Genomic DNA, 26,448 nt, shown 5'->3' with positions numbered 1-26,448 from the left:
CTTATTTATAATATCGCATTATCGCCAGCTGAAAATTTTTAACAAGTATTGATGAATAGTTATTTTTTAACGAGCTAGATAGCCATAAAACTGGCCTAGAAATAGCTAACTCAACGTATATGATATTGAACATTAAAAACAATAACATAAAACTCTCTTCATTCATCGAGATCCAATAGCAACAGTAATATAAACCAATATCATAGATAGAAAAAAAGAGATAATAAATCGTAATCATCAAAGGGACTTAAACCCGCTTTCCTTTGATTGATGACAAGGTGAAAAGCGAACTTAAGAAAGTTGGAATAATAATGGGGCAAAAAAAAAGCCTCAATCTTACGATTAAGGCTTTTCTCTGAAATTTGGTGCCCGAGGACGGACTTGAACCGTCACTCCCGAAGGAAACGGATTTTGAATCCGTCGTGTATACCAATTTCACCACTCGGGCTTATGGCGGCTATTATACGGATATCATGTTGATGCGCAAGCAATTAGCTAGAATTTTTATAATATAAATACCAGACCGTTGTTTTTTTAAACTAGATTGATTGTATTGCTGCTAATCAAACCATCGCTAATACAGGAATGAATATATTTTGTAGCAATTTAGTCCATTCATTCCCATTTAGTTACTGCTACACTGCCGACAATAAGGATTAGCTCAACCATTACTGATACTGGAATCGTCATGCAGAAAAAGAAACAACAAACTACTATTTCACACCAATACCCTAGCTTATTGCGTCGTTTAGGTGCTTGGTTCTACGATACAATTATCGTCGCTGCTATTTTAATGGTTGCAGGTGCGCTAGCGATGGTGATTGTTGCAGCACTGCTTCATTTGGGTGTGCTTACATTAGGTGACTACCAAGATGCTAGTGACTATTTAATTTCAGATCCGACCGCCAGCATGTTATATAGCGCTTACCTTGCTATCGTTATTATTGGTTTTTATAGCTACTTCTGGACTCAAGCAGGACAAACATTAGGTATGCGAGCGTGGAAACTCAAGCTTCAAAATGAAGATGGATCTCGCATTAAAATTACTCAAGCTTTTATTCGTATTGCAACATCAGCATTTGGTTTAGGTAACTTACTTGCCTTTAATAATAAGCGCCGTTCAATGCAAGATATTATGGCGGAATGTGAAATGGTCGTAACTAAAAAAGTACATTAATACATCATCTGTCTTAATAAAAACCAGTAATAAAAAGGAGCCCTTTGGCTCCTTTTTTAGTCGCTATAATTTACGTCGAAGTAAATAAATCGTGATAGCTAAAAACACCAAACTAGGCGCAAGAGCACCAATAACCGGGGGTAAATTATAGACTAAGCTCATCGGGCCAAAAACTTCATTGGAAATATAAAATGCAAATCCAAAGATAACTCCAGATAACACGCGCGCTCCCATCGTCACCGAGCGTAACGGCCCAAAGACAAATGATAATGCTAGCAACATCATGACACCAATAGAGACAGGTTGCAGTGCTTTACGCCAAAAGGCGAGTTCATAACGCATTGCATCTTGCTTAGATTCTTTTAAATAACCCACATAATCATATAACCCTGACAGTGATAGCTCTTCTGGTTTAACCGTAACCACCGCTAACTTATCAGGGGTTAACGTTGTTTCCCATTTCTTAGTATCATAATGAGTATTGGTAATCTGCGCCTTGTTAGTCATATCCGTTACAGTCACATTATGCATCGTCCAGCCAAGTTTCGCGTCATAAATTGCTGTTTTTGCAGATATCACATCAAGTAATTTGTCTTGGCTATTAAATTGCCAAATGTTGACCACATCTATTTGGTTTTTATCGTGCACACGGCCAAGATAAATAAAATCATTGTCATCTTTTGCCCACACACCACTTTGAACCGATAGCATACTGCCGCCACTGATCCATAAAGCTCGCAGCTCACGCGCTGACTTTTGCGCTTGCGGTGCGCCCCATTGCCCAAGTAACGTCACAATGATCATTAACGGCACTGCGGTTTTCAAGGTTGATAAACCAATATCTAACTTAGAAAAACCTGCCGCTTGCATCACCACCAGCTCAGAGCTTGATGCCAACATACCCAGACCAATCAAAGCACCAAGTAATACCGCCATCGGGAAAAATGTTACGATATCTTGTGGCATGGATAACAACACAAAATACAATGCTTTGAGTAAATCATAACTGCCTTGACCGACTTTACGTAGCTGCTCAACATATTTAATGATGGCAGAGAGTCCGACGAGAGTTGATAAGGTTAATGCCGATGTTGCAATAATAGTTCGGCCAATATACCAGTCGAGAATTTTAAACATTAATCACGTCTCCGTAATTTATCTTTGAGGCGTCGAATCGGTAAACTATCCCAGCTATTTAAAGCGATTGCGATCAATAACGCGCCAATATTAATCGGCCACATTCCCATCCAACCAGGAATAAAACCATCTTCAATCGCAGATTTTGCCGATGATATTGCTAAGAAATACGCTAAATAAATTAATACCGCAGGCGCTAATTTAGCAAAACGTCCCTGACGAGGGTTAACCGCAGATAATGGCACCACAATCATAACTAATAATGGAATACATAAAATCAACGATAATCGCCATTGCAATTCAGCAGTTGCCGCTAAACTTGGATCTTTTAATAATTCAGTGGTCGTTTTCGCTTCCCAGTCACGAGAGCCTTGTTTTACTTTACGTTGACCAATTAACGCTTGGTAATTATCAAACTGTGTAATGGCATAATTGAGTTTAGTGGGTACACCTTCATAACGGGTACCTTGCTGAAGGTCTAACATTTGGCGACCGTCAGCTTGTTCGGTGACAAAGCCACGATCAGCCACCATCACACTCGGTTGTAATGAATCTTGCGCTTTTAATTGGGCAATAAATACTTTATGTAATTTGGAACCTTTGTCGGTAATGTCATTAACAAATACCACCCCTGAACCATTAGGTGTCATTTGGAATGTTCCTTTGACCAACATATTTAACCCCGGATCAGCCTTAGCTTGATCGGTAATCTGTTCAATTTTATTTTGAGCCCACGGCGCAACCCATAATGCATTAGCGGTGGCTATCGAGCCCGTAATTAAAGCTAATGCTAATGCGGCACGAATAAGAAATTTATTCCCCATGCCAGTGGCGCTCATTACAGTAATTTCACTTTCAGCGTACAAACGGCCAAATGTAAGCAAAATACCAATATATAAACTCAGTGGTAACATCAGCAATGCCATTGCCGGAATAGAAAGCCCCATTAAAGTCACAATCAGATCGCTCGGAATCGAACCATCCGTCGCTTGTGCTAAAATGCGAATGAACTTTTGGCTAATAAAGACAAGAAAAAGCACAAAAAGTACTGCTAATTGGCTTTTTACTGTCTCTCTCGTCAAATACCTAACAATAATCACGCGTTATATTCCCATAGAAAACTTGTTTTTTTGATGGAATCACTATAGTTTTTGGTTAAATTAGTTATTTTTTTATCTTTCGGCTGAATGTAAGTCCGCGCTTTAAGCCTATACCGAAATCTCGGCAGAGCAAGCAAGTGTGGTATTATCTAACATTTAGCGTTAATTGTCTTTATAGGATGTTAGGAGTACGCATGGAGTTCAGTGTCAAAAGCGGTAGCCCCGAAAAACAGCGCAGTGCATGTATTGTCGTGGGCGTATTTGAACCACGTCGCCTTTCTCCAATCGCGGAACAGCTAGACAAAATTAGTGATGGCTACATTAGCTCATTATTACGTCGTGGTGACCTTGAAGGTAAACCAGGACAGATGTTGTTATTACACCATGTTCCCAACGTATTGTCAGAACGAGTACTACTTGTTGGTTGTGGTAAAGAGCGTGAACTTGACGAACGCCAATACAAACAAATCATCAAGAAAACCATTAGCACCTTAAATGAAACTGGCTCAATGGAAGCGGTATGTTTCCTAACCGAGCTACATGTTAAAGGTCGCGATACCTACTGGAAAGTACGTCAAGCAGTAGAAACGACTAAAGATAGCCTTTATACCTTTAACCAGTTTAAAAGTAACAAGCCAGAGACGCGCCGTCCACTACGCAAGTTAGTTTTTAATGTACCCACTCGCCGTGAGCTTTCTTTGGGCGAACGTGCTATTGCACATGGTCTTGCTATTTCATCGGGTGTTAAAGCCAGTAAAGACCTTGGTAATATGCCACCTAACGTTGCCAATCCTGCTTATTTAGCCTCACAGGCACGTCGTTTAGCTGATGATTTTGAAACGGTAAGTACTAAAATTATTGGTGAGCAAGAAATGGCAACTTTAGGTATGACATCATACCTTGCTGTTGGTCAAGGCTCTAAAAACGAAGCCATGATGTCAGTTATTGAATACAAAGGCCATCCTGATCCTGAAACCAAACCCATTGTTCTTGTGGGTAAAGGTTTAACTTTTGATTCAGGCGGTATTTCTATCAAACCTGGCGCACAAATGGATGAGATGAAGTACGACATGTGTGGTGCTGCATCTGTGTTTGGTACCATGAAGGCACTGGCAAAACTAAATCTACCGATTAATGTTGTCGGTGTACTGGCGGGTTGTGAAAATATGCCCGGTGGTAATGCTTATCGCCCCGGTGATATTTTAACCACCATGTCAGGTCAGACGGTTGAAGTGTTAAATACCGATGCCGAAGGTCGATTGGTATTATGTGATGCATTAACTTACGTTGAGCGTTTTGAGCCAGAATGTGTGGTTGATGTAGCCACATTAACGGGCGCATGTGTGATGGCCCTTGGTCATCATATTAGTGGCTTAATGGGTAACCATAATCCATTAGCGCATGAGTTAATTAATGCCTCAGAACAAGCTGGCGATCGTGCTTGGCGTCTACCGATGAGTGATGAGTACCAAGAGCAAATTGCTAGCCCATTTGCTGATATGGCGAACTTAGGCTCACCAGGTGCTGGTACCATTACGGCGGGTTGTTTCTTGTCGCGTTTTACCAAGAAATACAACTGGGCTCACCTTGATATTGCAGGCACAGCTTGGAAAGGCGGTGCTGCAAAAGGCTCAACTGGACGTCCCGTGCCATTGTTGGTCCAATTCCTTCTCAATCGAGCAGGCCAAGAGATTGTCGAATAAGACATTCAGAAAAGGGCCATTGGCCCTTTTCTTTTAGGACATTAATTTATGACTCATGCTACGTTTTATATATTAGATGATAAGCAAGATGACTCTGATGGTGATTTTCAGTGGCATTTTGCTTGTTGTTGCGCAGCCATGAGTTACCGTCAAGGATTACGTGTTTACTTACTTGCAGCAGATAAACAACAAGCAGAAAAAATAGATGAATATCTATGGCAACAAGATCCCGACAACTTTATCCCTCACAATTTACTTGGAGAAGGACCAAGAGGCGGATCGCCGGTTGAGATTGGTTGGCCCGGTTTACGTTATAGCGGACACCGCGCAGTATTAATTAATTTAGCCGAAATTGTCGCAAATTTTGCGGTTAGCTTTGCACAAGTGGTAGACTTTGTCCCTTGCGATGAAACGCTCAAACAGCAAGCGCGCGAGCGTTACAAGGCTTATCGCCTTGCTGGCATTCAAATTACGACTGCCAATGCTGTTACTGAGACGCCTTAATTCCACATAGAATAGAATCCTTCTAAGAGCGCTATGGAAAAGACATACAACCCACAATCAATTGAACAAGCGCTTTATCAGCGCTGGGAAGAGGCTGGTTACTTTAAGCCTCATGGTGATACATCTAAAGATGCTTACAGCATTATGATCCCGCCACCAAACGTCACAGGCAGCCTACACATGGGCCACGCGTTCCAGGATACCATTATGGATACCCTGATCCGTTGTGAGCGTATGAAAGGTAAAAACACCCTATGGCAGGTTGGTACTGACCACGCAGGTATTGCTACCCAAATGGTTGTGGAGCGTAAGATCGCTGCTGAAGAAGGCAAAACTAAACATGACTACGGTCGTGATGCTTTCATCGATAAGATCTGGGAATGGAAAAACGAATCTGGTGGCACTATCACCAAACAGCTTCGTCGCCTTGGCGCATCTGTAGACTGGGATCGTGAGCGCTTCACGATGGATGATGGTCTATCAAATGCAGTTCAAGAAGTTTTCGTTCGCCTTTACCAAGAAGATCTACTTTACCGTGGTAAGCGTCTGGTTAACTGGGATCCAAAACTACACACAGCAATCTCTGACATCGAAGTTGAAAACAAAGATGTTAAAGGTCACATGTGGCACTTCCGTTACCCACTTGCTGATGGCGTACAAACAGCAGATGGTAAAGACTACATTGTGGTAGCAACAACCCGTCCAGAAACCATGCTGGGTGATACAGGTGTTGCGGTAAACCCTGAAGATCCACGTTATAAAGATCTGATCGGCAAAGAAATCATTCTACCTATCGTTGGCCGTCGCATCCCTATTTTAGGTGATGAGCATGCGGACATGGATAAAGGTACTGGTTGTGTAAAAATCACCCCAGCACACGATTTCAACGACTACGAAGTAGGCAAGCGTCATAGCCTACCAATGATCAACATCCTAACCTTTAACGCTGATATTCGTGATGCAGCTGAAGTCTTCACCACTAACGGCGAAGAAAGTGATGTTTACAGCACTGAAATCCCTGCGAAATACCAAGGTATGGAGCGTTTTGCAGCCCGTAAAGCTATCGTTGCTGAATTTGACGAGCTCGGCCTGTTAGAAGAAATTAAAGATCATGATCTAACCATTCCTTATGGCGATCGTGGTGGCGTGGTTATTGAACCAATGCTAACAGCACAATGGTATGTTCGCGCAGCACCATTAGCTGAACCTGCGATTAAAGCCGTTGAAAATGGCGATATCCAATTTGTTCCTAAGCAGTACGAAAACATGTACTACTCATGGATGCGTGACATTCAAGATTGGTGTATTTCACGTCAGTTGTGGTGGGGTCACCGTATTCCAGCTTGGTACGATAACGACGGTAATGTTTATGTTGGTCGTAACGAAGCTGAAGTACGTGAAAAACATAACCTTGCTCCAGTTGTGGTACTAAACCAAGACAACGACGTACTTGATACATGGTTCTCTTCAGCACTATGGACATTTGGTACTCAGGGCTGGCCAGAAAATACCGCTGATCTTCAAACCTTCCACCCATCTGATGTATTGGTAACCGGTTTTGATATCATCTTCTTCTGGGTTGCACGTATGATCATGATGACCATGCACTTCTGTAAAGATGAAGACGGCAAAGCACAAGTACCGTTTAAAACTGTTTACGTAACCGGTCTTATCCGTGACGAAAATGGCGATAAAATGTCTAAGTCTAAGGGTAACGTAATCGACCCTATCGACATGATCGACGGTATTGATCTTGAGTCTCTAGTAGAGAAGCGTTGTGGCAACATGATGCAACCACAACTTGCAGCGAAGATTGAAAAAGCCACTCGTAAGACATTTGAAGCAGGTATTGAACCATACGGTACCGATGCGCTACGTTTCACTCTTGCTGCTATGGCCTCTACTGGCCGTGACATCAACTGGGACATGAAGCGTCTTGAAGGTTACCGTAACTTCTGTAACAAGCTATGGAACGCAAGCCGTTACGTACTGATGAACACAGAAGATCAAGATTGTGGTTTCGCTGCGGGTAGCGAACTTGAATACTCAGTTGCTGATAAGTGGATTGAATCACAATTCCAACTAGCGGCAAAAGAATTCAATACCCATATTGATAACTTCCGCCTCGACATGGCAGCAGGTGTACTTTATGAGTTCATCTGGAACCAATTCTGTGACTGGTACTTAGAGCTAACGAAACCTGTTCTATGGAAAGGTACTGAAGCACAACAACGTGCAACGCGTCATACGCTAATCACAGTACTTGAGAAGACATTACGTCTTGCGCACCCAGTTCTTCCTTACATCACTGAATCAATCTGGCAGAGCGTTAAGCCGCTGGTTGACGGTGTTGAAGGTGAAACTATCATGAACCAAGCATTGCCTCAGTTTGATGAAGCGCAATTTGATCAAGCAGCAATCACTGACATTGAGTTTGTTAAAGCGTTTATCACGAGTATTCGTAACCTACGTGCTGAATATGATATCGCACCGAGCAAGCCATTATCAGTCATGCTAAAAGTCGCAGATGCCGCTGATACCGCACGCGTTGAAGCAAACCTAACCGTACTGAAATCTCTAGCAAAACTAGAAGAAGTTAACGTATTGGCTGACGGTGAAGCAACACCAGCTTGTGCAACAGCACTTGTGGGTAAATCTGAATTGATGATCCCAATGGCGGGTCTGATCGATAAAGATGCAGAACTAGCACGTTTAGATAAAGAAATTGCGAAAATGGAAGGCGAAATCAAACGTACTTCTGGCAAGCTAAGCAACGAAGGTTTTGTTGCTAAAGCGCCTGAAATCGTAATCACTAAAGAACGTGAAAAGTTAGCAGGTTATGAAGAAACACTGGTTAAACTGACGGAGCAAAAAGCAACGATTGCTGCGCTATAAGTTATTATTTACTGAATAAATAAAAAACCGACGCTTTGACGTCGGTTTTTTTATTTCCCTCAACGGCACAATTCCCCCATCATTTTAAAAACACTGCTCGCTTAAAAATACGGGCTAATGATAGCTTTTATCTATTAGTGATATATAAAATACCAAATTTACCTATTGAAGTAAGTTTGTAATACTCATTACATCAAATTAATGAGATTGACCTTATGAAAAAGACCCTCAGTTTTGCCATTATCCATTTTACCGTTGCTTTTAGTGTGGCATTCCTATTAACGGGAAATCTTTTGATCGGTGGCCTGATTGCTTTAATAGAACCCATGGTTAATACCGTTGCCTTCTACTTCCACGAAAAAGTATGGCAAACCAAAAAGCTTGTTCAAACCCAATATTCTTCGCCAAGTAAAAAGACAATCAGTTTCGCTATATTGCATTTTAGTGTCGCTTTTACAGTGGTGTATTTATTAACGGGAGATATTCTTATTGGTAGCACCATGGCAATGATCGAGCCAACAATCAATACCTTGGCTTATTACCTGCACGAACGAGTGTGGCAAAAAAAGCAGCATCATCAAAATGCACCTCAGCAATTAATGTCAATGATGGTGTGTTTGCATCATTAAAACGCAAAACCCTGCTGGTAACTAGTCACAAGCAGGGTTTTATTAAGCGATGGTTAGTAGCTTTGTTTTAGGTGATAGACACGTAACCCTTGTGCCACTTCATCATAGCTTGCTGAGCCAATGTATTTAATTTGACGTTGGTGTTCCGGTACTAGAGTGAAACTTGAGTCTTCAAATCGACCTTCACCCTCAAATTCCAAATGCACAAAGAAAGCGGGCTTACTGCTACTTAGCATCACCACGATATCATTATTGTGCTCTGCAACTTCAAACCGTAAATCAGGACAAGCTAACTCACAGTATTTAGGACGCGCTGGAAACCACGTGTTTTCAATTAATTGTTGGCCACTATGTAAATGTACATGGAAAAAACCGTCTTGTTCATGGCCGTCTAAATCTTCATTTAGCCACTCCCATACCACTTTGGTTGAGTCGGCTTCTAAATATTGAGCAATCGGCTCGCGATAAAGAATTTCCCCTTCCCAGCTTTGCCATACCACTTCGCCTTTTAACTCAGTATTTTTACGGCCATCATTAACGAGGTGTAATTTAAGTCCTTGTTGATCACGAGTAAACGTGGCGATTTGCGGCGCAAAGAAGCGTCGCGCATGGTAATGCAATTGTTTCCAACGGCCGCTGTATTCTAATGATGACCATGAGCTCACAGGCCAGCAATCATTTAATTGCCAAAACAACATTCCACGGTTAATCGGTTTTTGAGTACGCCAATATTCAGCCGCTGTTTTCACCGCCAATGCTTGTTGCACTTGCGATAAATACAGCATATTAACGAATCCGTTTGGAAACCGGAAATAACGGGTAAACATCTCAGTAATGATCGAATTACCATGATTGCTTTTTTGATGATTCTCAAAACTTGGCGAGCTTATATTCCAATCTTGCTCAGGTAAGAAACTCTTTACCGTTGGCAGCGAAGGCCAAGATTGAAAACCAAATTCTGAACAAAAACGAGGGGTAACTTGAAGGTAAGCATCAAACTCTTTACCACTATCCCACACATCCCAACAATGCATATCACCCCGTTGAGGGTCATGATGCCACGAATCGATAATGTCTAATTCACCGTTACACGGTGAACTTGCCCAAAAACGACGTGAGGGATCTTCACGTTCAACCACCTCAGCTAAAGTACGATTAAGACGATCATAATTAAGTAAATGCTTCTCTCGATGTTGACGAGATTCAGGATCACGATTAATCGCCCCCAACACGTCATTATCACCGCACCACAACGCTAAACTTGGATGATCTTTTAAACGTCGAACTTGATATTCGACTTCTTGTTCAACTTCTGCAATAAAATCAGGGGTTGATGGATACAGCGCATTGGCAAACATCAAATCTTGCCAAACAAGTAGCCCTAATTCATCACAGATATTATAAAAAATGTCTTTTTCATACATACCACCCCCCCAAACACGAAGCATATTCATGTTGGCCGCAGCTGCATCGGTTAATAAACTACGGTAACGCTGTTCACTCATTCGCGCAGGCATTGTATCTAACGGAATCCAATTCGCACCACGGGCAGAAATGGGTACATCATTAACCATCACCACCATACTTTGGCCGTGATCATCATCTTCAGTGACTAATTCTAACTTACGTAAGCCAATTTGCTTGGTAATGGCAACCCCATCAGCTTCTAAAGCTAATTTATATAACCGTTGCTTACCGTAGCCAGCAGGCCACCAATGACGGGGATTATCAATCCGGAAAATAACACTGGCTTTGGTTGCTTCGCGATCAAGCGTAAGGTGGAAAGTTTGTCCATCAAAGGTAACTGACGCATTCGCCAACCCTTTTTCAGAAACAACTTCATAATGTAAAGTAACCGCTAACTCACACTCTTGTTGATTCCACTTCTGTTTAGTTGCTAAATGACTAATACGTACATGCTCAATAGGCTGTAGCACAATGTCACCATAAACACCCAATACCGACAGACAAATACTCCAATCCCAACCACTATGGAATTGAGGCTTGCGCAACGTATTCATAAACGGAATTTGATTATTACCTTCAGCCCATGGTAATGGAAACGGCAATTTGTCTGCACGATTTTTAGCAGCTAAATCAGCACGGTGCAACACAATTTCAATACGGTTAGTGCCTGCTTGTAAACAACTTAATACATCCACCTTATGACGCATGAACATATTCGTAAAATTAGCAACGGTATGGCCATTAATACGAATCTCAGCAACCGTATCAAGCTGATCTAATACCAAATCCATGGCATTACACGTTAGTTGTTCAGCTGTTAATTCAAAGTGGCGGCTGACAATCCAGTCGCACTCACCGACCCACTGAACTTTTTTTTCATTGGTTGCCCAATACGGATCAGGGATTTCTTCGGCTGCATATAATGCCGAATGAACATCACCCGGCAAATCAATATGAAGGTCTTGAATTGCAGGACGTTGAATACACGCAAGCAACCACTGACCATTAAGTGAGATTGTCATCAATCACTCCAATACTGAAGCTATTCAGTATGATTTAAATTTGTGAGGATAAACGGAAAGATTTACACGCGTCGTGATTACAGACAGTGATCACGGGTAAATTTCTATCATATCGTGGATATCAAAATTTGATATCACCGCCAAAAAGTAGAAAAAGCCAGCAAAATGCCAGCTTTTTAGAACAGAGTGGTATTATGACGACTTATTCTTCGTCTTCGCTCTCTTCTTCATCATCTTGGTCAGATTCGAAGTAGGTACCCCAACCGTCATAATCAATGCTGTGTTTTTCAGCTAGTTTGATGAGCTTTTCAGCTTGCTCATCAATAAGATCAGCGTTTAGAGCTGACTCCATGACTGCATCAAAACATACAACCTTGCCACCGCCATCTTCAGGATCAAGCTCTAGCTCTTCTGCTTCTAAAACATTAAAACCAAGTTTAAATGCTTCAACCGCTGCGGCTTCTAGTTCTTCAAATGTGTCAGCAGAGAAGTGGTGCTCAATAGTGTAAAGCGCCTCTGGCTCACTGCCATCTTCAAGTAATGCAGCGATAATTTCGCGCGTTTCTTCTTTTTGCTCTGCAATCAATTCTGCGTAAGACATGGTATCACTCCACCTATGGAATAAATTTGCTGGCAAATATCGCATGGTTTGCACTCAATTACCATATGTTACGCATCCACCAAGCCTAAATTGGTCTTAATCAAGCGTTGATAAATTAACGTTAAACCACTAAATACTCACCATAACGCATAATATTCCGTGCTTATTTCAATATTAATTCAACAATAGCCGCAGCATCAGCCCTTATCCGCATTTCGTATACCCATTATTCGCATAGCCACCCATTTTTTACACTAATATCCCTTAATCGAAAAATCATGTCGATACTAATGCCGTTTATCTTGATTGGGCAGACTCAATAGGACCCAAGATTGAAACTTCCTGCGAATTTATTAAGCGAGGTGGCAAATTAGTCGGTATCGGTGCATTACATGACGACTTAGAGATTCTAAAAGATCTCACAGGGACAAATATTATTGCAGATAAGCAGAATAACTATTCACAAACAATAAAAAATAAGATACACATATTATTAACATTAAACATTGTCGAGTAACTCAACCATAACATAAAAGATTCAGTCGAAGAGATACTGAACCTTAAGAGGGATACATCATGGCTTTTAATCTTCGTAATCGTAACTTCCTAAAATTACTTGATTTCACTCCTCGTGAGATTCAACATTTACTTGAACTATCGGCTGAATTAAAAAAAGCAAAATACAATGGCTATGAGCAACCTCGCCTTAAAGGTAAAAACATTGCATTGATCTTTGAAAAAACCTCAACCCGTACGCGTTGTGCATTTGAAGTTGCCGCTTTTGACCAAGGCGCTCAAGTTTCTTATTTAGGCCCTTCTGGTTCTCAAATTGGTCACAAAGAATCAATGAAAGACACCGCTCGTGTATTAGGTCGTATGTACGATGGCATTGAATACCGTGGTTTTGGACAAGCTATTGTTGAAGAACTTGGCGCATATGCAGGAGTGCCAGTGTGGAATGGTTTAACTGATGAATTCCACCCAACGCAAATTTTAGCAGACTTCCTAACGATGCAAGAACACGGCCGCGGCAAAGCATTACATGAAATATCATTTGCTTACCTAGGTGATGCACGCAATAACATGGGTAATTCATTAATGGTTGGTGCTGCAAAAATGGGGATGGATATTCGCCTTGTCGCACCAAAAGCTTTTTGGCCTGATGCTGAACTTGTCGCTCAATGTCGTGAGATCTCTGCTGAAACAGGCGCTAAAATCACCATGACAGAAGACATTCAAGAAGGTGTTCAAGGGTGTGATTTCCTTTATACCGATGTGTGGGTTTCTATGGGTGAAGCCAAAGAAGCATGGGCAAAGCGAATCAATTTAATGCTGCCATACCAAGTCAATATGGCAATGTTAAAAGCAACGGGTAATCCACATGTGAAATTTATGCACTGTTTACCTGCTTTCCATGGTGAAGATACCACAGTTGGAAAAGATCTTGCTCAAGCTTACCCTACGCTGTCTAAAGGGGTAGAAGTGACCGATGAAGTGATTGAATCTGACCACTCAATTGTGTTTGATGAGGCAGAAAACCGCATGCATACAATCAAGGCGGTAATGGTCGCAACACTTGGCAACTAAATAACAATATTCGTTGTAACTACCATTAATACCCTGCCGTTCACTTGAACGGCAACTGCATATTTTTGCAGACATAAAATTCAACACAAAAATAAATATCTTTATTTTTCATATTAATAAGAACAAAAAAACACCAAAAATCACATAACTGAAATTGCATAAAAATCCGTAGATTGAATAGTTAACGCAAACGCTTGCGCCATTAAAAATAGACGGTATAATCCTTGCAATTTGCCTAGCAAGAGATAAAAAATGAACCCTACCATGAACATGACATTGACTCGCAGTAATCATCCGCTGATGATAGTTTGTTATTTTATTTTTCCTCTTTTTCAAAAAAAAGCCTCCTTTTAATAGGGGGCTTTTTTTTGCCTAAAATTTAGCAAACAACAACCGTATTTCAATTTAACTAAACCATCATAGGGGAAAGAAGCCATGGCTAATTCGCTGTTTAAAAAGCATATTATTTCTATACCAGAGCTTAATCGTGCAGAACTAGAGCTTATTATTGATACAGCTGCGAGACTAAAAGCCGAACCTAACCCGACCTTACTTAAAAATAAAGTCGTCGCTAGTTGCTTCTTTGAACCATCGACCCGTACCCGTCTTTCTTTTGAAACAGCTATCCAACGCCTAGGTGGCACAGTGGTCGGTTTTGATTCACCAGGAAATACATCGCTGGCGAATAAAGGCGAAACATTATCTGACTCAGTGCAAGTGATTACTTCTTATGTTGATGCATTTGTTATGCGTCATCCGCAAGAAGGGGCTGCACGTTTAGCGTCTGAGTTTTCTAATGGGGTACCTGTTATCAATGGTGGCGATGGTGCAAACCAACACCCAACCCAAACCTTGTTGGATCTGTTTACTATTCATGAAACCCAAGGTCGACTTGATGGTATTAATATCGCCTTCGTTGGTGATTTAAAATATGGCCGTACCGTACACTCATTAACTCAAGCATTATCAAAGTTTAATGATGTTAAATTCTTCTTTATTGCCCCTGAAGTATTGGCAATGCCTGATTATATTTGTGAAGAATTGGATGATGCAGGTATCAGTTACAGCTTGCACAACAACATGGAAGACGTCATTCCTGAGTTAGATATTCTTTACATGACTCGTGTTCAAAAAGAGCGTTTTGATGAGTCTGAATATGTGCATATGAAAGCCGCTTATATTTTAACCGCCAACATGTTAGAAAGCGCTCGTGACAACCTAAAAGTATTACATCCACTGCCACGGGTTGATGAAATCACTGTCGATGTCGATAAGACTAAATATGCTTACTTCTTCCAACAAGCAGAAAATGGTGTTTATGCGCGTCAAGCGTTACTGGCTCTTGTACTTAATGAAACTTTATAAAAAGGTGTGATGATCATGGTTAAGGAAACCCAACTAAAAGTTGAAGCAATTAAAAACGGTACTGTTATTGATCATATCCCAGCCAATATTGGTATTAAGATTCTTAAATTATTTAATATCGATGGTACAAATGAGCGTGTCACTATCGGGCTTAATTTGCCGTCTTCTGCGCTAGGTGCTAAAGATCTAATTAAAATTGAAAATGTGTTTGTCACTGAAGATCAAGCCAATCAATTAGCGCTTTACGCACCAAAGGCAACGGTTAATCAAATTGAAAATTATGAAGTAGTTAAAAAGCTAAATTTATCACTACCTGAATTTATCAGTGCTATCTTCAAATGCCCAAACAGTAACTGTATATCACACGGCGAACCCGTTAACAGTGGCTTTAAAGTGCTGACTAAAAAATCAGATATTCAGCTAAAATGTAAATACTGCGAAAAAGTGTTCTCACGCCAAATCGTCACTGAATGTAATAGCCATTGATTACGATGATCATTAGTTGAATATAAGCTTTCTTGCCCCCATATCAATTAACACTTAAAGGCGATTATTTGTGCCTTTTCATGATAATTAAATAGGATAAATCATGACAAAAATTCTTCATACAGAGCAAGCACCAGCGGCAATCGGTCCTTACGTACAAGGTGTTGATCTTGGTAGCATGATACTAACATCAGGCCAGATCCCTGTTAATCCACTAACAGGTGAAGTTGCAGAAGACATCGCAGCGCAAACACGTCAATCATTAGATAACGTTAAAGCGGTTGTTGAAGCATCTGGCTTAGGTGTTGCTGATATCGTGAAGATGACTGTCTTTGTTAAAGATCTAAATGATTTTGGGGCAGTAAATGAAGTTTATGGTGCATTTTTCGATGAGCACAATGCACCTTACCCTGCTCGCTCTTGTGTTGAAGTTGCGCGTCTGCCTAAAGATGTGAAAATTGAAATTGAAGCGATTGCAGTACGTAAATAATCGTTAAAAAAGCGATCACGAGACTGAAATTAGTGATCGCTTTTTATGATTTAAGAATGTGACTGTTCTACAATGGCTAACACCTGCGCAAACCATGCGGTAAACAACTGCGGTGCTTGTCGTAATTGCAACTCCAACTCCGCGATAGACCACCAACGATAAGCCATCACTTCCGCAGCATTAGGTGTAAAAACTAACCCATCACCATTGGCTATCAGCACATGATCTAATTCATGCTCAATTAGCTGCTTATCCAATTTAGCGTAATAACAAAAATGACCTACATCGGTTAATTTCGTTGGTAACGTAATACCCATTTCTTCTTGTAAGCGACGAATACCCGCTTGGCTAAATGACTCTCCTTGACGTGGATGAGAGCAACAAGTATTGGTCCATAAACCACCACTATGATATTTCTCTAATGCACGTTGATGTAATAGGTACTCACGCCCAGAAGGGGTATCACGATAAAGTAATACTGAGAAAGCCAAATGCAATGTACCATCACAGTGAGCTTGCATTTTTTCTTGAAGGCCAAGTTCATGACCCTGCTCATCTACTAATACTACATATTCTTCAGTCATGATTATCTTCTACTTTTTATATCAAAATATTGCTCATTGTTGTTTATTCACAATAAAACAAGGACATATTCATAAAACATGTCCTTGTTAACAACGCCCATATTATATCTTTTAACTATAATTATTAAGCTTTATATTATCGATATTAATGCTTATTACGTTGAGCAACTTCTTGATCGAGCTCAGCTAATTTAGCAGCCATTAGATCACGGCTCTGGGTTAATAAATTACGTACATCTTCTTTACCCAAGCCAACCGTCGCAATCGGCTTCATCACCTCAACGATCACAAGGCCATTATCCCTACGGTTAAGCTTCACGTTATCAGTTGAACTACAGACAATGGGTACAACAGGAACTTGAGCACCGATAGCGGCATGAAAAGCACCTGTTTTAAAAGGCAATAAACCACGCCCACGAGAGCGTGTACCTTCAGGGAACATCCATACTGAGACTTTATTTTTTTTAATTTTATCCACAACCTGACCAATAGTGCCAACCGCTTTACTGCGGTTTGCACGATCAATGAGAATGTTACCTGTGATCCAGTATAGTTGCCCAAACAACGGGATCCAGACTAAACTTTTTTTACCTACCGTTACTGTTCGCTGCATAATTGCACCAGAAACGGTAAATAAATCATAAGTATTTTGGTGGTTAGCAATATAAACCGCAGAGCCAACGTGCTCTGCACCTTCCGCGTAGCGAATCTCCAGTTTAATGCCTAATACACGTGACATTTTGCTAAAAAGACGCCCAAAAGTATAAACATGTTTAGGGTTACGTGGACTAAATAAGCAATAACCACAGCCAAAGACAAAGGTTACAATCGCAAAAATCGTGACCGCGATCAGGCGTAAAATATAAATCATTCAAACACTCCTTAGCGTAAAAGTGCGCGCAAGTATACTCACTACAAAGAAAATCACACCTGTTATATGGATCTATAACGTTATAATTAACAGCACAATCTGCACACATAAATCATTAAAAAAACCCTCAATTAAAAGAGGGTTTTAGGGTATCTATTACCGTTATTAGCTGTCGGTTAATTGATCATCGGTTGCTATTTGCGGAGAATCAATTTCAATATCGGTTACTCGCTGCAAGCCTCGTGGCAACATTGAACCTCGACGTCCTCGCTCACCACGGAAGTTCTCAAGATCATTTGGTTTCAGGCCTAACTTTCGCTTACCTGCATACAAGGTGACATGACTATCAGCGGTGATCACCATCAGATACGATAAAAACTCTTCACGGGCTTTTGCGCGAGCTGATGGAATATTAATGATCTTATTGCCCTTGCCTTTACCCAACTGTGGTAAGTCTTTAATTGGGAATAATAGCATTCGACCTTCATTGGTGATGGCCATGATTTGATCATTATTAATATCAGTAATAGGTTGAGGCGGTAATACCAATGAATTTTCAGGCACAGTTAATAAGGCTTTACCGCTCTTATTTTTTGATACCATATCACTGCTCTTACAAATAAAACCATAGCCTGCATCTGATGCCATTAGCCATAATTGATTATCATCGGCCATCATTACCTGTCGCATGTTGGTGCCAGGTGTTAAGTTTAAGCGACCAGTAATCGGCTCACCTTGGCTACGCGCTGATGGTAAACTATGAGATTCAAGCGCATAGCTACGGCCATCAGAGCCTAAGAATATCGCGGGTTGATTACTCTTACCTCGCGCATGGGCAAGATAGTTATCACCTGACTTATAATTTAACGTGCATGGATCAACCTCATGCCCTTTCGCATGTCGAATCCAGCCTTTATCAGACAAAACAACAGTGATCGCTTCGCTTGGAATTAAATCACGTTCTGTCATCGCTTTTGCTTCAGCGCGCTCAATCAATGGCGAACGACGATCATCACCATACTTTTCAGCATCAGCGATCATTTCTTTTTTAATCAAGGTATTTAAACGACGCTCAGAACCTAATAGCTTTTCAAGCTGCTCACGTTCTTTGGCTAATTCGTCTAATTCGCCACGGATCTTAATTTCTTCAAGCTTGGCTAACTGACGCAGTTTTATTTCTAAAATCGCATCTGCTTGAGTAACGGTTAAATCAAAGCGTGACATTAACTCCGCTTTGGGATCATCTTCACTACGAATGATCTCAATCACTTCATCAATATTTAAATACGCCGCTAATAAACCTTCTAAAATATGTAAACGGGCGATCACTTTATCTAAACGATACTGCAAACGGCGACGAACTGTACTACGGCGGTACTCAAGCCATTCTTTAATAATCGTCACCAAGCCTTTAACTTGTGGACGACCATCTAAACCCAACATATTAATGTTCGCACGGAAGCTTTTTTCTAAATCTGTTGATGCAAATAAGTGGTTCATTAACTGATCGCAATCAATACGATTAGTTCGCGGCACGATCACGATACGCGTTGGGTTTTCATGATCAGATTCATCGCGTAAATCTTCAACCATTGGTAGCTTTTTGGCACGCATTTGTGCCGCAATTTGCTCCAATAATTTAGCTCCTGATGTCTGATGAGGCAGTGCGGTGATCACAATATCACCATTTTCTTTATGCCAAATAGCGCGCATTTTAACGCTACCACGCCCTGTGGCGTACATCTTCTTCAGATCAGATTTAGAGGTAATGATTTCAGCTTCAGTCGGATAATCTGGACCTTGAACAAATTCCATCAATTGTTCAAGATCAGCATTAGGATTATCGATCATATGTACTGCAGCATTCGCTACTTCACGCACGTTATGAGGGGGAATATCCGTTGCCATACCAACAGCAATACCCGTAATACCATTTAATAGAATATGAGGTAATCGTGCTGGCAACATTTTAGGCTCAAGCATGGTACCGTCAAAGTTTGGTACCCAATCGGCTGTGCCTTGATTTATTTCAGATAATAAGATTTCTGAAAAACGTGATAAACGTGATTCGGTGTAACGCATTGCCGCAAAAGATTTGGGATCATCTGGCGCACCCCAGTTACCTTGACCATCCACTAATGGATAACGGTAAGAGAAAGGCTGTGCCATTAGTACCATCGCTTCATAACACGCAGAATCACCGTGTGGATGGAATTTACCTAATACGTCACCAACAGTACGTGCTGATTTTTTATATTTTGCAGTAGCATTTAAACCTAGCTCTGACATCGCATAAATAATACGACGTTGTACTGGTTTTAAGCCGTCACCAATAAAAGGCAAGGCACGATCCATGATTACATACATGGAATAGTTTAAATAAGCGTCTTCAGTAAACTTTCTAAGTGGAAGCTGTTCAACGCCATCCATAGAGACATCAGTCATCGTGAGATAATCCGTCTTAAATAATGCGATTCGGCAAACATAGTGTTTGCCGATTTAAAAATGATATACGTGGGGATGAATTACACTTCCGCCATATCGCCTTTGCTTTGTAGCCAATGGCGACGATCTTCTGCGCGTTTTTTACCAAGCAACATATCCATCATTTCATTGGTTTCACTATCATCATCAATAGTTAATTGCACCAAACGACGGGTATTTGGATCCATAGTGGTTTCACGTAATTGGAGTGGGTTCATCTCACCCAGACCTTTAAAGCGCTGCACGTTGATCTTACCGCGCTTGCTTTTTAAACGCTCAAGAATGGCATTCTTTTCTGATTCATCCAGTGCATAAAAAACCTCTTTACCTAAATCGATACGGTAAAGGGGAGGCATAGCAATAAAGATATGCCCCGCACGCACTAACGCTTCAAAGTGCTTCATAAATAAAGCACACAACAACGTTGCAATGTGCAAGCCATCGGAGTCCGCATCGGCAAGCACACAGATTTTACCGTAACGTAGACCACTTAAATCATCACTATCAGGATCAATACCCAATGCGATTGAAATATTATGTACTTCTTCAGAAGCTAGCACCTGATCCGATGATACTTCCCACGTATTCAATATCTTACCGCGTAACGGCATAATCGCTTGGAACATACGATCGCGAGCTTGTTTTGCCGATCCCCCCGCCGAATCACCTTCTACCAAGAATAATTCAGTACGGTTTAAATCTTGCTGGGAACAGTCGGCTAATTTACCCGGCAATGCAGGACCTGAAGCTATCTTTTTACGAACAACTTTTTTACTGGCTCGCATACGGCGATGAGCATTAGCAATACAAACTTCTGCCAACAATTCAGCCAGTTGTGGTCTTTCATTCAGCCACAAACTGAAGGCATCTTTTACAACACCAGAAACAAATGCCGCACATTGACGTGACGACAAACGCTCTTTGGTTTGACCTGCAAATTGTGGATCCTGCATTTTGACAGATAACACGTACGCACAGCGATCCCAAATATCGTCGGCAGTCAGCTTTACACCACGCGGCAACAAATTACGGAACTCACAGAACTCACGCATAGCATCAAGTAAGCCTTGGCGTAGGCCATTAACGTGAGTACCACCTTGCGCAGTTGGAATCAGGTTAACGTAACTTTCAGTGATCAATTCACCGCCTTCAGGCAACCATAATAGCGCCCAATCAGCCGCTTCTGTTGCACCACTAAAGACACCCGTAAAAGGTTCTTCAGGCAATAAAGTATAGCCTTTAACACCTTCAGCCAAATAATCTTTAAGGCCATCCTCATAGCACCAACTAACTGTTTCATCAGTTATTTTATTGGTAAACACCACTTCTAAGCCAGGGCATAACACTGCTTTAGCTTTTAAATTACTTTTAAGACGGGTAACTGAAAATTTAGCACTATCAAAATATTTAGGATTCGGCCAAAAATGAACTTTAGTCCCTTTAGCGCGACGACCACACGTGCCAATCACTTCTAATTCAGAGACTTTATCGCCATTTTCAAATGCGATTTGGTACACTTGACCGTCACGTTTAACCGTCACTTCAACCCGATTAGAAAGGGCGTTAACAACTGAAATACCTACCCCATGCAAACCACCTGAAAATTGGTAGTTCTTGCCCGAAAATTTACCTCCGGCATGCAATTTACATAGAATAAGTTCAACCCCAGAAACCCCTTCTTCTGGATGGATATCTACCGGCATACCACGACCATCATCAATCACTTCTAATGATTGATCGGCATGAAGAATGACTTCAACTTTACGAGCATGTCCAGCCAAGGCTTCATCGACACTGTTATCGATAACCTCTTGACCGAGGTGGTTAGGTCTTACCGTATCGGTATACATACCCGGACGGCGGCGTACTGGCTCAAGGCCATTTAGAACCTCAATGGCTCCAGCGTTATAGCTTTGATCTGTCATATCACGGAAATTTACGGGAAAATTTTACAAACAATAGTCAGTAACCCTCGCGTTGTTGTCAAGCGAGAGTCAGCGGAAAACTCACATTCAGTGAGTAGCACCTCTTTTTTGGCTTTATTAAAAAGGGGCGTAAACAAGCTATTCATTTATGCTAATGCACAGAACTTGATTTATAGGGTAGCCTATCTCGTTACTCAATGAACAGATAAGTCAAGTTATAACCCTAAGAATTGAATAATGGTGGCGGGAAAACGTTCAAAATCACAAAAACTATGATCACCATCAGCCTCAATTGTTAACCGACAGTGTGCATATTTTAATACTGCTTGGCGATAATCAAGCACTTCATCACCTTGCTGTAATAATACCCATAATAATTGCGGTTGGGTAATATTGAGCACTTCAAGCGCTTTCAATTGTTCAATATGCTGAGTCTCCAATACATAGTGTTCACCACTGTACGGATTCTGTTGCGGCCCAAGAAAATCAACTAACAATTGATATGGCTTAACCGCTGGATTAACCAACACGGCAGGCAGTTGATAACGCTCACTGAGCCAGGCACTTAAATAGCCCCCCAAAGAACTTCCGACAACACCAATGGTATAGTGGTCTTGGTACTGCTCAATGAGTTGTGTAAGGTATTGGCTTGCCTCAGTAGGATAGCTTGGTAATTGAGGCGCAACAACCTTTATATCCGGTCGGTGTTCGTCACAATACGCGATCATTTGCTGGGCTTTCAATGATAATGGCGAGCTATTAAAGCCATGTAAGTAAATCAATAATGATGGCATTAGTAACCAGCTGCATCTAGTTTGGGTTTAAATTGATCACCACTAATGCGATGAACGCTGGTGATGATACGTCCATCTTTAGTCAGTTCTAAATAACGCCACCCCGGATTATTATGATCTAATGCAAAATCATCAGAATCTGGCATAAACTGAATACACGTTGATGGTGTCGCCAACACACGCACATCATGGTACATACGATCTAAATCTTGGTGAATATGACCGCACAATACCGCTTTCACTTGCGGGTGGCGATCAATCACATTCCATAAACCGCTATTATTATGCAGTTGATGTTGATCAAGCCACGCACTACCCGCTTCTAGTGGATGATGATGTAATAAAATCAAAGCATGCCGCTCAGGATAGCGTGTCAGAGCGTTCTCTAATAATAGCAATTGCTCCGCGCTTAATTCACCATGCGGCACACCTTGTACTTGGCTATCGAGCAAAATCATTTGCCAGTAATCACCCACTAATACCTGTTGCTGAGGCTTAATTTGCTCACTCGGTAAAATGGATTGCATTGTCGGCTGAAAATCATGATTTCCAGGTAACCAAAAACACGGTTGCGACCAACGTGAGATACCATCAGCAAAACGCTGATAAGAGTATGGTGTATGGTCTTGAGAAATATCACCCGTGGCTACAATAGCATCAAAATGGCGCGCGGCAATATCTACCCCAGCAAGCACGGCATGAAAACTTTCTTTGGTTGCCACGCCAAGCAAAGAGCCTGAACCATTGGCAAATAAATGAGTATCAGTAATTTGCAGAAGAACCACACTTTCGGGGTTAGTCTGCGGCAGCGAATAGGTCTGCAAAACGTAAAAAACCTTGTCTATTCTGAGCAATTAAGTTCAATTAACAAACGGATTGTTTACTAAGCCCGTGGCGTAAACAATGCTTCAACCAGTCACCTAAGAAAAGGTTGACTTGATGTTTCTCATTTTTTTGATGCATACGCAAGTTAGGATAATTATATATTGGCTTGAGACGAGAAATCTGCTGAGCAGCACACACTTCTGCTACCTTAGCGTCATGGTATAACCGCACAGTTAATAAGGGGGCTAGATACTCAGCCACAGCCTTACTCTCAACTAAACCTAATGTTACCACTGTGGTGTAACGTGTTGTTTCAATAACTTCTAACTGGTATACATCATCACACACTAGGTATACGTGTTTATCTCCAACAGTATCACTGCGAGGCAATAACGGAAGGAGTTTAGCGTAATTAGTTTCATACAAGCGCATTAGGCTTTTCAAATCAACAGTATACCTTTTATTCAAATCATTCCCCTAGAATTATAAGATAATTTATTTTATGCCTGTCGCAAACGTTGATGATGAAGTTGCAGCCATTGTAATGCGATAATTGTGGCTGCATTTTCAATTTTACCAGACTCTAGCCATTGATAAGCCTGATTTCTAGAGACAACATGCACGCGAATGTCTTCTGATTCACTAGCAACCCCGTGGATCCCCTGAGCTAAACGGCTATCAACCTCACTAATAAAAATATCAAGCATTTCAGAACAACCGCCAGAACTGGATAAATAGCGTGATATTTTCTCTGTTTTACCCAGTACTAATCCCGACTCTTCCGTTGCTTCTCGGCGTACCACTTGTTCTGGAGACTCATTATCATGATCGAGCATACCTGCCACAATTTCTAGTTGCCACGGCTGACAATTAGCCGCCATCGCACCAACACGAAATTGCTCAATCAATACTACTTGGTCACGCACGGGATCATAGGGTAAAACAGCCGCAGCATGTCCACGTTCAAACAACTCACGCTCACACTCACCGCTCCAACCACCAGCAAACAGTTTATGTCGTAAACGGTATTTAATCATTTTAAAAAAACCGTTATATACGGTATTAGTTGATATGACCTCGACATCATTTCGATGAAATGTCTGAGGCATAGATAAATTATCTAATCCTTTATTCATGACTTTCTCCTTATAACGATTAATATCAATAAAAAGCTCACCAACACCAACCAAAATAGTATCAAAACCAAATGTCATTCCCTGTGAGTATACTTTAAGTGTAATATTCCATTTTTAATGTTTAAACAATTAAATATCACGTATCTTTTTGACACGCTGTTTATTAAATCGATTACAATAAGTTTATTATTGAATGTTAGAATACAGTCATTAGGTAAAATTACGTAATGATCAGTTTCAAGCAAGCCAGCTTCAGGTAAACTGACGCTTGCACTATTTATACATTCCCATTTTTGTCAGCAAGACCAGGAAAGGCATCCATGAAAAAATTGCTTCCAATTATTATTAGCCTTGCAATTGGCTCAATGAGTCAATCAGCATCGGCTGACGATCTCGCTCAGATTTATCAGCAAGCCAAGCAAAATGATCCACAACTTCTAAAAGCCGCGGCCGATAAAGATGCAGCTTTTGAAGCAATCAATTCTTCACGTAGTACCCTTTTGCCACAAATTAATCTTTCTGCAGGCTACAACACCTACTACCTTGACTCAAAAGAAGGTAAAGATAACGGTTTCAATGCTGGCGTAACGTTAAGCCAGTCACTATATAACCGTGCGAGTTGGATTGGTCTTGATATTGCAGAAAAGCAAGCTCGTCAAAGTGATGCCGCTTACGCAGTGACGCAACAAGGTCTAATTTTACGTGTCTCTACAGCATATTTTAACGTCTTAAAAGCTCAAGATGATTTGAAGTTTGGTGAAGCAGAAAAAGCAGCCGTTGGTCGTCAACTAGAGCAAATGAAACAACGCTTTGAAGTTGGTCTATCTGCAATTACAGACGTTTACGACGCACAAGCACAATACGATACTGTATTGGCGTCTATTATCGTTAAGAAAAATACCCTTGCTAATAGCTACGAAGAATTACGTGAAATTACCGGTCATGATTATTCATCATTAAATCTATTAAATACCGCAAGTTTCTCAGCAAGCAAGCCTAAGCAAGCGGCAGATAATCTAGTTAAAGATGCAGAAACTGAAAACTTGACCTTACTCGCATCACGCATCGGTCAAGATATTGCTCGTGATAATATTTCATTAGCAGATTCAGGACACTTACCGACCTTATCATTTGAATCTGGTTATCAATACGATGATACAAATCGACCAATGAGCCCAGATCAAGGCAACCTAAGTGCCGGCATTAAAATTGATCTTCCTGTATACACGGGCGGTAATACCACATCTCAAGTAAAACAAGCACAATATAGATACGTATCAGCAAGTGAGAATCTTGAAGCACAATACCGCTTAATCGTAAAAGATGTACGTAACTACTATAACAACATTAATGCAACGATTGGTTCAATCAATGCATATAAACAATCTGTTGTTTCTGCAAAATCAGCATTAGAAGCAACAGAAGCTGGTTTTGATGTAGGTACACGTACGATTGTTGATGTATTAGACTCAACCCGTAGCCTATACTCAGCTAACAGTGAGCTTGCTAATGCGCGTTATGATTATATCCTGGCGCAATTACAGTTAAAACAAGCGGTAGGCACACTTAGCGAACAAGACGTGTTAGATATTAATACAGGTTTAATTCAAACTAAATAAGCCATTAATATCAATATAAAAAAAGCGCCTAACGGCGCTTTTTTTGT

General features: G+C 41.0%; 22 protein-coding genes, 1 tRNA gene and 1 pseudogene. 11 read left to right on the top strand and 13 right to left on the bottom strand.

The window, feature by feature from the left end; genetic code table 11:
- Nucleotides 1–363: 363 nt before the first annotated feature.
- Nucleotides 364–448: transfer RNA gene (locus tag Q0V26_RS12175), tRNA-Leu, on the bottom strand.
- 240 nt (nucleotides 449–688) lie between these two features.
- Here Q0V26_RS12175 and Q0V26_RS12170 point away from each other — a divergent pair.
- Nucleotides 689–1,177, top strand: coding sequence for an RDD family protein (locus Q0V26_RS12170; RefSeq protein WP_297481921.1), 489 nt, complete (start codon nucleotides 689–691; stop codon nucleotides 1,175–1,177).
- 63 nt (nucleotides 1,178–1,240) lie between these two features.
- Here Q0V26_RS12170 and lptG read toward each other — a convergent pair whose 3' ends face one another.
- Nucleotides 1,241–2,314 (bottom strand): LPS export ABC transporter permease LptG, encoded by a 1,074-nt coding sequence (gene lptG, locus Q0V26_RS12165; RefSeq protein WP_297481920.1) that lies wholly within the window; start codon nucleotides 2,312–2,314, stop codon nucleotides 1,241–1,243.
- Nucleotides 2,314–3,414 carry an LPS export ABC transporter permease LptF gene (lptF, locus tag Q0V26_RS12160; protein ID WP_297481919.1) on the bottom strand — a complete coding sequence of 367 codons (1,101 nt, stop codon included), beginning with the start codon at nucleotides 3,412–3,414 and terminating at the stop codon, nucleotides 2,314–2,316. Before lptF ends, lptG begins: the two co-directional genes overlap by 1 nt.
- Before the next feature lie 194 nt (nucleotides 3,415–3,608).
- On the opposite strand from lptF, the gene pepA reads away from it, so the two are divergent.
- The 4 genes from pepA (at nucleotide 3,609) to Q0V26_RS12140 (ending at nucleotide 9,145) form a co-directional block, all read left to right on the top strand.
- Entirely contained in the window at nucleotides 3,609–5,117 is a 1,509-nt protein-coding gene (pepA, locus tag Q0V26_RS12155) for a leucyl aminopeptidase (RefSeq protein ID WP_297481918.1), read from the top strand.
- Between the two features lie 48 nt (nucleotides 5,118–5,165).
- Nucleotides 5,166–5,621: a DNA polymerase III subunit chi gene (locus tag Q0V26_RS12150; RefSeq protein ID WP_297481917.1), complete on the top strand. Its 456-nt coding sequence runs from the start codon at nucleotides 5,166–5,168 to the stop codon at nucleotides 5,619–5,621.
- Nucleotides 5,622–5,654: 33 nt separating this feature from the next.
- A complete protein-coding gene (locus Q0V26_RS12145) occupies nucleotides 5,655–8,516 on the top strand; it encodes a valine--tRNA ligase (protein WP_297481916.1) in 2,862 nt (953 codons plus the stop codon).
- A 215-nt stretch (nucleotides 8,517–8,731) separates the two neighbouring features.
- The gene (locus tag Q0V26_RS12140; protein WP_297481915.1) at nucleotides 8,732–9,145 is read left to right on the top strand and encodes a DUF2061 domain-containing protein; all 414 of its coding nucleotides are present in this window, start codon (nucleotides 8,732–8,734) and stop codon (nucleotides 9,143–9,145) included.
- Nucleotides 9,146–9,198: 53 nt separating this feature from the next.
- Here the strand turns inward: Q0V26_RS12140 and Q0V26_RS12135 are convergent, their stop codons facing one another.
- Together Q0V26_RS12135 and rraB are read right to left on the bottom strand one after the other, a co-directional pair.
- Nucleotides 9,199–11,634, bottom strand: a complete 2,436-nt coding sequence (locus tag Q0V26_RS12135; RefSeq protein ID WP_297481914.1) for a glycoside hydrolase family 2 protein — start codon at nucleotides 11,632–11,634, stop codon at nucleotides 9,199–9,201.
- Nucleotides 11,635–11,836: 202 nt separating this feature from the next.
- On the bottom strand, nucleotides 11,837–12,235 hold the full coding sequence (gene rraB / locus Q0V26_RS12130; RefSeq protein ID WP_297481913.1) for a ribonuclease E inhibitor RraB: 399 nt from the start codon (nucleotides 12,233–12,235) through the stop codon (nucleotides 11,837–11,839).
- A gap of 310 nt (nucleotides 12,236–12,545) precedes the next feature.
- Here rraB and Q0V26_RS12125 point away from each other — a divergent pair.
- The 5 genes and pseudogenes from Q0V26_RS12125 to Q0V26_RS12105 all read left to right on the top strand — a co-directional run.
- Nucleotides 12,546–12,671 (top strand): annotated as a pseudogene (locus tag Q0V26_RS12125) (carbamate kinase); the annotation flags it as partial.
- Between the two features lie 140 nt (nucleotides 12,672–12,811).
- Entirely contained in the window at nucleotides 12,812–13,822 is a 1,011-nt protein-coding gene (locus Q0V26_RS12120; RefSeq protein ID WP_297481912.1) for an ornithine carbamoyltransferase, read from the top strand.
- 435 nt (nucleotides 13,823–14,257) lie between these two features.
- Complete coding sequence (gene pyrB / locus Q0V26_RS12115; RefSeq protein ID WP_080158556.1) at nucleotides 14,258–15,187, top strand: aspartate carbamoyltransferase; 930 nt, start codon at nucleotides 14,258–14,260, stop codon at nucleotides 15,185–15,187.
- Between the two features lie 15 nt (nucleotides 15,188–15,202).
- Nucleotides 15,203–15,673: an aspartate carbamoyltransferase regulatory subunit gene (pyrI, locus tag Q0V26_RS12110; protein ID WP_297481911.1), complete on the top strand. Its 471-nt coding sequence runs from the start codon at nucleotides 15,203–15,205 to the stop codon at nucleotides 15,671–15,673.
- A 103-nt stretch (nucleotides 15,674–15,776) separates the two neighbouring features.
- The gene (locus tag Q0V26_RS12105) at nucleotides 15,777–16,163 is read left to right on the top strand and encodes a RidA family protein (RefSeq protein WP_297481910.1); all 387 of its coding nucleotides are present in this window, start codon (nucleotides 15,777–15,779) and stop codon (nucleotides 16,161–16,163) included.
- Nucleotides 16,164–16,213: 50 nt separating this feature from the next.
- Here Q0V26_RS12105 and idi read toward each other — a convergent pair whose 3' ends face one another.
- The 8 genes from idi to nudF all read right to left on the bottom strand — a co-directional run bounded on the left by idi (nucleotide 16,214) and on the right by nudF (nucleotide 24,782).
- Nucleotides 16,214–16,747 carry an isopentenyl-diphosphate Delta-isomerase gene (gene idi / locus Q0V26_RS12100; RefSeq protein WP_297481909.1) on the bottom strand — a complete coding sequence of 178 codons (534 nt, stop codon included), beginning with the start codon at nucleotides 16,745–16,747 and terminating at the stop codon, nucleotides 16,214–16,216.
- 145 nt (nucleotides 16,748–16,892) lie between these two features.
- Entirely contained in the window at nucleotides 16,893–17,618 is a 726-nt protein-coding gene (locus tag Q0V26_RS12095) for a 1-acylglycerol-3-phosphate O-acyltransferase (protein ID WP_297481908.1), read from the bottom strand.
- A gap of 165 nt (nucleotides 17,619–17,783) precedes the next feature.
- A complete protein-coding gene (parC, locus tag Q0V26_RS12090; protein ID WP_297481907.1) occupies nucleotides 17,784–20,063 on the bottom strand; it encodes a DNA topoisomerase IV subunit A in 2,280 nt (759 codons plus the stop codon).
- Nucleotides 20,064–20,143: 80 nt separating this feature from the next.
- The gene (gene parE, locus Q0V26_RS12085; protein WP_297481906.1) at nucleotides 20,144–22,027 is read right to left on the bottom strand and encodes a DNA topoisomerase IV subunit B; all 1,884 of its coding nucleotides are present in this window, start codon (nucleotides 22,025–22,027) and stop codon (nucleotides 20,144–20,146) included.
- A gap of 215 nt (nucleotides 22,028–22,242) precedes the next feature.
- A complete protein-coding gene (gene yqiA / locus Q0V26_RS12080; protein ID WP_297481905.1) occupies nucleotides 22,243–22,821 on the bottom strand; it encodes an esterase YqiA in 579 nt (192 codons plus the stop codon).
- Nucleotides 22,821–23,645, bottom strand: a complete 825-nt coding sequence (gene cpdA / locus Q0V26_RS12075; protein WP_297481904.1) for a 3',5'-cyclic-AMP phosphodiesterase — start codon at nucleotides 23,643–23,645, stop codon at nucleotides 22,821–22,823. The genes yqiA and cpdA overlap by 1 nt, the downstream gene beginning before the upstream one ends.
- 40 nt (nucleotides 23,646–23,685) lie before the next feature.
- The gene (locus Q0V26_RS12070; protein WP_297481903.1) at nucleotides 23,686–24,114 is read right to left on the bottom strand and encodes a DUF1249 family protein; all 429 of its coding nucleotides are present in this window, start codon (nucleotides 24,112–24,114) and stop codon (nucleotides 23,686–23,688) included.
- 32 nt (nucleotides 24,115–24,146) lie between these two features.
- Nucleotides 24,147–24,782 carry an ADP-ribose diphosphatase gene (gene nudF / locus Q0V26_RS12065; protein WP_297481902.1) on the bottom strand — a complete coding sequence of 212 codons (636 nt, stop codon included), beginning with the start codon at nucleotides 24,780–24,782 and terminating at the stop codon, nucleotides 24,147–24,149.
- A 320-nt stretch (nucleotides 24,783–25,102) separates the two neighbouring features.
- Between nudF and tolC the strand changes: the two genes are divergently transcribed.
- The gene (tolC, locus tag Q0V26_RS12060) at nucleotides 25,103–26,401 is read left to right on the top strand and encodes an outer membrane channel protein TolC (RefSeq protein ID WP_297481901.1); all 1,299 of its coding nucleotides are present in this window, start codon (nucleotides 25,103–25,105) and stop codon (nucleotides 26,399–26,401) included.
- Nucleotides 26,402–26,448 lie beyond the last annotated feature (47 nt).

Source organism: uncultured Photobacterium sp. (genome assembly GCF_947039875.1).
Taxonomy (GTDB): domain Bacteria; phylum Pseudomonadota; class Gammaproteobacteria; order Enterobacterales; family Vibrionaceae; genus Photobacterium.
This window is presented reverse-complemented; position numbering and strand designations above follow the sequence as displayed.

Coding starts and splice junctions, on each gene's coding strand:
- lptG (WP_297481920.1), bottom strand. CDS start 2,314: ATGTTTAAAATTCTCGACTGGTATATTGGCCGAACTATTATTGCAACA.
- Q0V26_RS12145 (WP_297481916.1), top strand. CDS start 5,655: ATGGAAAAGACATACAACCCACAATCAATTGAACAAGCGCTTTATCAG.
- Q0V26_RS12105 (WP_297481910.1), top strand. CDS start 15,777: ATGACAAAAATTCTTCATACAGAGCAAGCACCAGCGGCAATCGGTCCT.
- parE (WP_297481906.1), bottom strand. CDS start 22,027: ATGACAGATCAAAGCTATAACGCTGGAGCCATTGAGGTTCTAAATGGC.
- rraB (WP_297481913.1), bottom strand. CDS start 12,235: ATGTCTTACGCAGAATTGATTGCAGAGCAAAAAGAAGAAACGCGCGAA.
- Q0V26_RS12120 (WP_297481912.1), top strand. CDS start 12,812: ATGGCTTTTAATCTTCGTAATCGTAACTTCCTAAAATTACTTGATTTC.
- pepA (WP_297481918.1), top strand. CDS start 3,609: ATGGAGTTCAGTGTCAAAAGCGGTAGCCCCGAAAAACAGCGCAGTGCA.
- Q0V26_RS12170 (WP_297481921.1), top strand. CDS start 689: ATGCAGAAAAAGAAACAACAAACTACTATTTCACACCAATACCCTAGC.
- Q0V26_RS12135 (WP_297481914.1), bottom strand. CDS start 11,634: ATGACAATCTCACTTAATGGTCAGTGGTTGCTTGCGTGTATTCAACGT.
- yqiA (WP_297481905.1), bottom strand. CDS start 22,821: ATGCCATCATTATTGATTTACTTACATGGCTTTAATAGCTCGCCATTA.
- Q0V26_RS12150 (WP_297481917.1), top strand. CDS start 5,166: ATGACTCATGCTACGTTTTATATATTAGATGATAAGCAAGATGACTCT.
- Q0V26_RS12095 (WP_297481908.1), bottom strand. CDS start 17,618: ATGATTTATATTTTACGCCTGATCGCGGTCACGATTTTTGCGATTGTA.
- pyrI (WP_297481911.1), top strand. CDS start 15,203: ATGGTTAAGGAAACCCAACTAAAAGTTGAAGCAATTAAAAACGGTACT.
- parC (WP_297481907.1), bottom strand. CDS start 20,063: ATGACTGATGTCTCTATGGATGGCGTTGAACAGCTTCCACTTAGAAAG.
- Q0V26_RS12140 (WP_297481915.1), top strand. CDS start 8,732: ATGAAAAAGACCCTCAGTTTTGCCATTATCCATTTTACCGTTGCTTTT.
- pyrB (WP_080158556.1), top strand. CDS start 14,258: ATGGCTAATTCGCTGTTTAAAAAGCATATTATTTCTATACCAGAGCTT.
- nudF (WP_297481902.1), bottom strand. CDS start 24,782: ATGAATAAAGGATTAGATAATTTATCTATGCCTCAGACATTTCATCGA.
- tolC (WP_297481901.1), top strand. CDS start 25,103: ATGAAAAAATTGCTTCCAATTATTATTAGCCTTGCAATTGGCTCAATG.
- idi (WP_297481909.1), bottom strand. CDS start 16,747: ATGACTGAAGAATATGTAGTATTAGTAGATGAGCAGGGTCATGAACTT.